Annotated in this window: 9 protein-coding genes; 5 read left to right on the top strand and 4 right to left on the bottom strand. The window is 45.5% G+C overall.

Features of this window, described 5'->3' with window-relative positions:
- On the top strand, positions 1-851 hold an 851-nt coding region (locus FFM82_RS11960; protein WP_137646049.1), incomplete at its 5' end, for an LPXTG cell wall anchor domain-containing protein.
- 256 nt (positions 852-1,107) lie between these two features.
- Here FFM82_RS11960 and FFM82_RS11955 read toward each other — a convergent pair.
- Complete coding sequence (locus tag FFM82_RS11955; protein WP_137646038.1) at positions 1,108-2,115, bottom strand: aldo/keto reductase; 1,008 nt, start codon at positions 2,113-2,115, stop codon at positions 1,108-1,110.
- A 95-nt stretch (positions 2,116-2,210) separates the two neighbouring features.
- Between FFM82_RS11955 and FFM82_RS11950 the strand changes: the two genes are divergently transcribed.
- From FFM82_RS11950 to FFM82_RS11940, 3 genes are all read left to right on the top strand, one after another.
- Positions 2,211-2,576: a MerR family transcriptional regulator gene (locus FFM82_RS11950; RefSeq protein ID WP_137646037.1), complete on the top strand. Its 366-nt coding sequence runs from the start codon at positions 2,211-2,213 to the stop codon at positions 2,574-2,576.
- Between the two features lie 142 nt (positions 2,577-2,718).
- Complete coding sequence (locus FFM82_RS11945; protein ID WP_137646036.1) at positions 2,719-2,916, top strand: helix-turn-helix transcriptional regulator; 198 nt, start codon at positions 2,719-2,721, stop codon at positions 2,914-2,916.
- Between the two features lies 1 nt (position 2,917).
- The gene (locus FFM82_RS11940) at positions 2,918-3,352 is read left to right on the top strand and encodes a hypothetical protein (RefSeq protein ID WP_137646035.1); all 435 of its coding nucleotides are present in this window, start codon (positions 2,918-2,920) and stop codon (positions 3,350-3,352) included.
- A gap of 54 nt (positions 3,353-3,406) precedes the next feature.
- On the opposite strand, the gene FFM82_RS11935 is transcribed toward FFM82_RS11940, so the two are convergent.
- Together FFM82_RS11935 and FFM82_RS11930 are read right to left on the bottom strand one after the other, a co-directional pair.
- Positions 3,407-4,045, bottom strand: a complete 639-nt coding sequence (locus FFM82_RS11935; protein ID WP_170178297.1) for a nitroreductase — start codon at positions 4,043-4,045, stop codon at positions 3,407-3,409.
- Between the two features lie 103 nt (positions 4,046-4,148).
- The gene (locus tag FFM82_RS11930; protein WP_137646048.1) at positions 4,149-4,622 is read right to left on the bottom strand and encodes a GNAT family N-acetyltransferase; all 474 of its coding nucleotides are present in this window, start codon (positions 4,620-4,622) and stop codon (positions 4,149-4,151) included.
- 511 nt (positions 4,623-5,133) lie between these two features.
- Here FFM82_RS11930 and FFM82_RS13595 point away from each other — a divergent pair.
- Entirely contained in the window at positions 5,134-5,307 is a 174-nt protein-coding gene (locus FFM82_RS13595; protein WP_170178296.1) for a hypothetical protein, read from the top strand.
- Positions 5,308-6,362: 1,055 nt separating this feature from the next.
- On the opposite strand, the gene FFM82_RS11920 is transcribed toward FFM82_RS13595, so the two are convergent.
- Complete coding sequence (locus FFM82_RS11920; protein WP_137646032.1) at positions 6,363-7,709, bottom strand: restriction endonuclease; 1,347 nt, start codon at positions 7,707-7,709, stop codon at positions 6,363-6,365.
- Positions 7,710-7,782: the final 73 nt, after the last annotated feature.

Raw genomic sequence — 7,782 nt, 5'->3', positions numbered from 1 at the left:
ACGGCCACTACTCGACCCAGTATGGCGAACTCCAAATTTACTTGGACACGGTCTTCCCAACCTTGAGCATGCCGCAAGCCGACTCGTTGAAAGTCGGGGCGGACGGCACTTACGAAATCACAACGGCCGCGGCAACCTTTAACGTGGCCGGGTTGGTTGATGATAACGTTAACGGCTACCGGCTCTACACGAACGGTGACAACGTGGTTCACCAAAAAAACCTCGCCGGTTTCAACAACCACGTTGATCCCGAATCGCTCTACTCGAACCCTTACGGCCCAGCCGATTTCAACGAAACTTACGACTTAGCCATGGGTGATAACTACTTCACGATCACGGCAGTCGACATGGCTGGCAACACCGTCACCAAGGTCTTCCACGTTGTTCGGGAAACTGAACCCGTGACTGACCCGGATAGTGGTGCAACCGGGACGGAACCAAAAGCAGGTAGCGACGATATAGATAGTACGACTGGTACGACCGGAACTGGAACTCAAGCTGAATCTGGCTTAGCCGGCGAAACGAGAAGCTCAGACTTTGGTGCGGCGAAGACTGCCACTGGTGAGCCAACGGATCCAGCCACACCTAAGTTGAAATTAACCCGCCAAGCCGCTGATCAGAACGATGATCCCGCACCAACGCCATTAGCAACTGGTGACGCTACTAAGGCTACCGTTAAACCAGCAACGACTTCGTCAGCTACTTCGACCACTAGAAAGACGGCACAACCCGTTGCCGCAACCGCCCTACCACAAACCGGTGACCAAGCGAGTCCGCTAGCCGCACTCGGTCTCTGGGTACTTGGCTTACTCGGCTTAGCCCACTTTGGTCGTCGCAAACGTGCGAACTAATTTTTAAAGAAGGTCATTAGTCACGTCAAAGAACCGCGCTCGAGCGCTTACTGACCCAGTTGAGCCAGGCACGCCAAACTGGGCAGTTACGATCCGGACATCCGTTACTCGAACTATTCACGGTTACGTCGTTAACTTCGTTTTCGGCGCAACGGTTAGCGACTAATGCCTAAATAACGAACGCTCCCGACAAAATTTTGCCGGGAGCGTTTTTTACTAAAATTAGTCGTCATTTATTCCATTCAAAAGGCGCTGACTATTTCTTTTCGTCAATCAAAATAGTCCCCGCCGCCGGATTATGGTCAATCGCACCAACAATCGGGTGCGGTTGGTATAATTCCTCGAGGTAGTCAACGTCGGCGGGCGTTAAGTGCACCTTTAGTGCCGCAACCGCATCGTCTAAGTGGCGGGTCTTAGTTGAACCAACGATTGGGGCCACGACGCCCTTCGCCCATTGCCAAGCTAAGGCGATTTGCGCCATTGAAACGTCGTATTTTTGCGCTAAATCGTTGACGCGCGCAACAATCCGTTTGTCCTCTTGCTCGGTTCGATCATATTTTCCCATCGCCACGCGGTCCGTTTGGCTCCGTAACGTATTGACTTGCCAAGCAAGGTGGCTTAAGTGACCAGCCGCCAACGGACTATACGGCATTAGTGAAACGCCCATTTGTTGGCAAATCGGAATTAATTCACGTTCGTCTTCACGGTACAACAAGTTGTAGTGGTTCTCCATTGCTTGAAATTGTGCCCACCCATGGCCTTTTGCAACTTGTTGCATATTTTGGAACTGGTAACCGTACATCGCCGACGCACCGATTGCCCGCACCTTACCAGCCACGACCAGGTCATTTAAAGCACTCATTGTTTCCTCAATCGGCGTCTCGTAATCAAACCGGTGGATAATGTAGAGATCCAGGTAATCCGTTCCCAGCCGTTTTAACGTGCCATCGATTTCACGGTGAATGGCTTCCTTAGAAAGTCGGCCCTCGTTAAAGTAAACCTTAGACGATATAACGACTTGATCACGTGGGATGTGATTCTCCTTAAACGCGCGGCCCAAATATTCCTCACTAGTCCCGTTGGAGTAACCGTTAGCCGTATCAAAGAAGTTAATCCCCAGCCCTAAAGCGTGGCGGATCACCTTTTCACTGGCCGGATAGTCCAACGTCCAATCATGCATCGTGCCGGGCTGACCAAAACTCATGGCCCCCACACAAATTTTTGAAACCTTAATTGAAGTTTGTCCTAAAGTCGCAAATTCCATTACGTCATCGTTCCCCTTCCGTTCATCAATTAAACCGCATTCATTGTTTTCAGTTTACGCCTTGAAGTATACTTTAAGTCAAGGAAGTGATGACGATGAAAATTGATGCCGTGGCGCAACGCTACCAAATCTCCGCGCCAACCCTACGCTACTACGAACGCCAGGGTCTTTTAGGACCAGTTCAGCGTGTTCATGGTGTCCGTGATTTTTGCCAAGCTGATTTAGACCGCATCGACTTCATCCTCTGTGTGAAGCAGTGTGGGATGACACTTAAAGAAATGAAACACTTTATCGACATGTACCACCAGGGTGATACCACGATTGACGAGCGACTCGCCGTTTTACAGCATCAGCTCAGTGTCTCGCAACAACGACAAGTCCAATTGGCACAGTCGATTGAACACCTCAAAACTAAAATTGGCGACGTCCGGGCACTGCAAGCCCACTCCCAAACAAAATGACCGTTTCCGGATATGTCCCGGAGCGGTCATTTTGTTTCACGTGAAACATTTTAATTAACACTATCCTTGCGCAAAAATGTAAAACATGTTTTACTATAGATGTAAAAGATGTTTTACATTTCAACCAAGGATGTGATGCTCCGTGCAAAACACCATTGCGATTCGTCGCAAACAACGCAACTTATCACAGGCCGAACTCGCTAAACGAACTAACGTGACCCGCCAAACCATCAACGCCATTGAAAATGACAAGTACGACCCGTCACTATCGCTGGCCTTCAGCCTCGCCGCCGTTTTAGAAACCACTGTCGATAATCTATTTCATAAGGGAGCCGATTAATATGAGTCGTGCACGTAAAATTCTCCGCTTTACCTTTTGGACCAATAATTTAACGTTACTACTGATCATGATTCCAATGTTAGCCATGCTGTACCCATTACCGCACTTAGTCCTCCCCGCTACCATCGTTCTGATTTTACTGAGCACCGGGTTTCAATCGTGGTACCTGATTCGTAAGCTGAAGGTTTCTTCGTTTCAGGGTCTCTACTGGGTCGACGACGAGCGTGACCGTGAAATCACGTTCAAGGTACATTCAAAGTTATTAACTTCCGGAGTGGCTTACTTATACGGCTTACTTCTCATTACCTTCGTCATTAGCCAGTGGCACTTAACCGGCTTACAGTTGGGGGCCACCTTGTTTGTTCTCATCTGGCTCGGCCTAATCGGTAGTAACCTTGAATATTACTGGTTATGGACCAAATTTGATCAAGCCTAATAAAACGGTTGCCCGCCATTTAACTGGTGAGCAACCGTTTTTTCATCGTAGCTACTAATCATGAACGCTTAAAATATCGGTCAACGGCATCCGGGTCGCCTTAATGGTGTTAACCAGGGCCGCATCGTCCCGGTAGCCCAGACCAATGCCGATAATGATTTTTTCATCGTCCGGAATCACCAGTTGCTGCCGCAACATTTTGGGATACTTAATAAACTGGTAGGCCGTCATCGATGCGAGCCCACGGGAACTAGCGCTCAAAACGATACTGTTCCCGAACGCGCCCAAGTCATACAGCGACCAGTCAGAATACCCAGCCGGCAGGGTCAGGTACAAGACGACCGGCGCGTGGTACAGTTGCGCCGCGTTGGCGGCCATTTCATTACCGGCAGCGCCCAGGTTTTGCGACCAGGCTGCCATGTTGGCTTGGGCTTGCGGTGACCATTGCTTCCGTGACATTAACGGAACGTCCGGCGTACCGGTCATTCCCGCTTGTTCCAAATCAGCTTGTTGTTGCCGAACACGTTCGAGCGACTTGCCCATCGCAACGTGAACGTGGTACGGCTGCGAGTTGACCCACGAAGGTGCCTGCTGGGCATCGGTCAAAATCGCTTTTACCGTAGCAGGCGTAACGGGTTGATCCGTAAACTTTCTGACCGAGTGACGGGACTGAATAGCTTGTTGAAATTCCAAAATAATGACTCCTTTTAGGTTTAGTCTCTATGCGAATTATAACCCTTTATTTTGGATTAACAGCTTTCAAACTACCAGCGGTCTCGTTAAGCCCGACTCACTGTCAATTAGAGAACTTCTCCAGCCGGTAAAGTTGCTCGTCATCCAGCACTTTAACGCCACCCTTAAACGCGTACCCCATGTGGCGGTAAAACTCGACCCCCGTAATTGACGCCGGAATTTCGACCCGTTCAGCTTGGCGGAAATAAGCATCTTGTTCAAGCGTTTCAATAATCAAGCGGCCGATGCCACGGCCCTGATATTTTGGTAGAACAAAGATATCAAACAGGCTAAATTCAGTTTGACTCCCCCAGTACGAGCCAATTGCACCAGTCCCGATAATTTGGTCCTGATCACAAATAACGTAGAAATGAGTTTCTTGCACCTTCTCAATAAAAAACGTTGCTGATAATTGGCGTACTTCGGCTTCTATGTATGCTGCAGAATAATCTTGGCTATTAGATTCCCGTAAAGTTTGCGCAACGAGCGCATCCACGGCCGGCGCGTCTTCGGTTTTAAACCGACGAACTTCAGTCATCATGACGATCACCTCCCTTTAAATAACGAATGGCATGACTCATACTTTCAAGCAAAAAAGTCGCAAAGAAAACCACGTAAACAACGAGGCACACGATTAAAATTAAGTCTCCCCATGAAAAAAATGAAGCTACCAGCTCAATCGTTGTAACTGGTCCGAGTAGGTAAAATAATCCCCGCAACCAGGGAGAATAATTTGGAAACGATTTTTCTGCCCTAGTTGGTTGTCGCCATCTCAATTCAATGCACCCCATGCAAAAATTTTGAATAATAACTACCGCAATTCAAACAACGTTAGGCTAGCGACTGATTACCTAGCTAACGAGCCTGTTTCACGTGAAACAATCCTTATCCGTACACTACCGCTCATCCTCAAAAGTTGCAACGACTCCCTTGGGTTCCCGTTTTCCACCCCTAACGTTGACCGTTGCCATTTAGATCAAAAGCGTCTAAAATTTTGATTAACGGTACTTTACAAAAACAAGAACTATTCAACCCGAGGAGGTAATTTCATGACTCAATCAAACCCTGAACCAACCAACGATACCACCAACCCGTACTGCCACGCCGGTATGACTTGTGCTGAGGGCTGTGGCTGTGCCAGCGCCGATGGTATCTGCCGCTGCCCGATGATTTCGGACGATAAGTGTGCCTGCAACGGTTACTGCGGCAGACCTGCTAAGTAAGTTGCAAACGTCAAACCAGGTTGCAGTCCCAGAATTGGGACCGCGACCTGGTTTTTCGTTAGTTTCAACCGCTATTGTTTAATTTAAGATTTTACATCTAACTACTCAGACTTAATGTACACCTATCGCGGCATCATTAGCCTGCCACTATCCGGGGCAATGCCTAATGTTACTTATGATACGGTGACCCGTATCACCCTACACAGCGGTTCCCACCTGAAAAAACCGCATCACTTATGATACGGACTCCCGTAACAACCTAAACAGCGATTCCTGATTGTACACAACTAAGTCCAATCATACATCAGGAGTAAAACATGTTGTAGTCCCTTGGAACACCCATCCTAATCAATCCAATAATAACATGCCTACGAAACGTTTCACGTGAAACAGTTGTCACGGGAACGCAGCGACTTGTGGCCGACTGACGTCCCCTATCAGCAAATACCCTTTCACCTAAAGACAATCATCAAAAACACCTCTCCCAAGAGAGATACAAATAGACGATCAACCTCAGTAGCAAGCGACCTAAGACCATGAACGTCCCTAGTTCATGCTCGCCAGCGTGCTTAGTCCTCAGGGCCTTGGGCCGTGTAGCGGCCAATCAAAATACCAACAACACAGCAAGAAAAAACTGGCGGATCCCCTCAAAGGCCCCACAGATTTTTGTTCACAAACATAATCAGGCCAACAATACCCCGAAAACCCGCTGAAAAAGCGAGTAAGACATAAATACATAAAGCAAAACCGATATAAATAATACTAAATACTAACGGGAAAACGGGTCAACTAGTTGCCATCCCCCATCACGCCAAACACGCCGCCACCCCGCAGTCCTCCCGTACCCCCGAACCACAGGACAAACGCCACTGTCCGCCCATGCAAAAAGGGAACGCCCGTCTTGGACGTTCCCTCCGTATATTCGTTCAAACTCGCAATGACATCTTCCTGAAAAACCACATCACTTATGATATGGAAGCCCATAACAACCTACACAACAACTATTCGCTATTTTTTCCTTTGTATTTAATTCTACATAGCAAACGCTCGACTATTTACATTTCTATATCACCAATAACTTTAATTGGTGCTTCAAATGATACGTCTTCAAACCCCTTTGCCTTGTATGACTGCCGACCAGCGTTAATTCGTGCTTGTTCTTCTTCACGTAGATCACTCATTTCTAATGTTGTCTTAGTGTCAACAACGAAATACAGACACTCTACATCGTTAGTTTCGGCAAGAATTGCCCAGTCCGGATTGTAGTTACCAAATGGCGTTGGAATCTTAAACCAATTTGGTAACTTTAAAAAGTACTTGATTTTATTTTCGTTAATTAAAGATTCTGCAAAATTATTTTCTTCTTCAGATTGGGTAGCAATCTGTTCAAATAACGTTTTCTTAAAACCACGTTCTGGTACTTTCCATAACGTATTATTTGCTGCATTAAACGGTTGTAATTTATCCTGAGACCAAGTTTCACCATTTTGAACATATACCAAAGACTTGTTCAAAAGATTTCGCTGATGGGCTTTTATATTATTTAAAGCTCGTTGTGCAAATAACGTAGGATTCATTTTTATCTTATCAATGAATCCTGTATTTTTCTTCTGAGTCTGCAAAATCATCCTAACTACTGCTTGTCGAGTTAGTCCGGAACCATCGGCAATCTGTTTTGCTACATCAATGATCGGTAATTTCGACCAAGTTAAGCGTTCAGTATTTTGTTCCACAATGTGGTTCTCTACTCTATGGTCAAGAAGATTTATTCGTGCTCGCGTCTGAACGGCCGTCATTTTTTTGATTCGAATCTCCGATAATGGGTTGTTACCATTAACAATATCTTCAATTAAATCATCCTCACTAAACTTGACACGATAATTTACTTTATGGCAAATTTTATTCCATAAATCCTTTAAATATGGATTATCCCTATTAGTGAGATTTACATTTGTTCTTTTACTACGATCAATTGGTTTAGGAATATCAAATCTGACAGTAACTTGATCAATCATCGCCTCAGCAGATTGTTTATCAATACCTTCTTTTTCAACCTTCTTAACAAGGACCCTTTTTGATTCATCAGTACGTATTTTTTTTAAACCAGAAATCGTTAATTTACCATCGCTTTTGATAACTTTCTCTTGCTTAAGAATATTAACAAAACTTCGCGATTCTACTTCTGTAATTTTCTTAATATTACTGTTACTTTTAACCCTTTCAGAACTATCAGTTAAAACATCAGCGCTATGTTCTGTATCAATGTCTTCATTTACACTTGATCCACCATCCAATTTATTTACAATCAAATTAGTAAAGAAATCATCATCGATTTTATTTTCTAATAGACCACTCTGAAGATATTCATCTTGGAGTTGGTCCCCTGTCAATAAAATAGACAATTTAAATAGAGACTTTTTTGTCCTATGCCACGACTAAATTTTGAATTTGAGTTTGATACTCATCTTCAAGTTG

The organism is Lactiplantibacillus plajomi (assembly GCF_005405405.1).
In the GTDB taxonomy this organism is placed as follows: domain Bacteria; phylum Bacillota; class Bacilli; order Lactobacillales; family Lactobacillaceae; genus Lactiplantibacillus; species Lactiplantibacillus plajomi.
The sequence above is the reverse complement of the archived record's forward strand: the minus strand, read 5'-3'. Positions and strand labels throughout refer to the sequence as shown.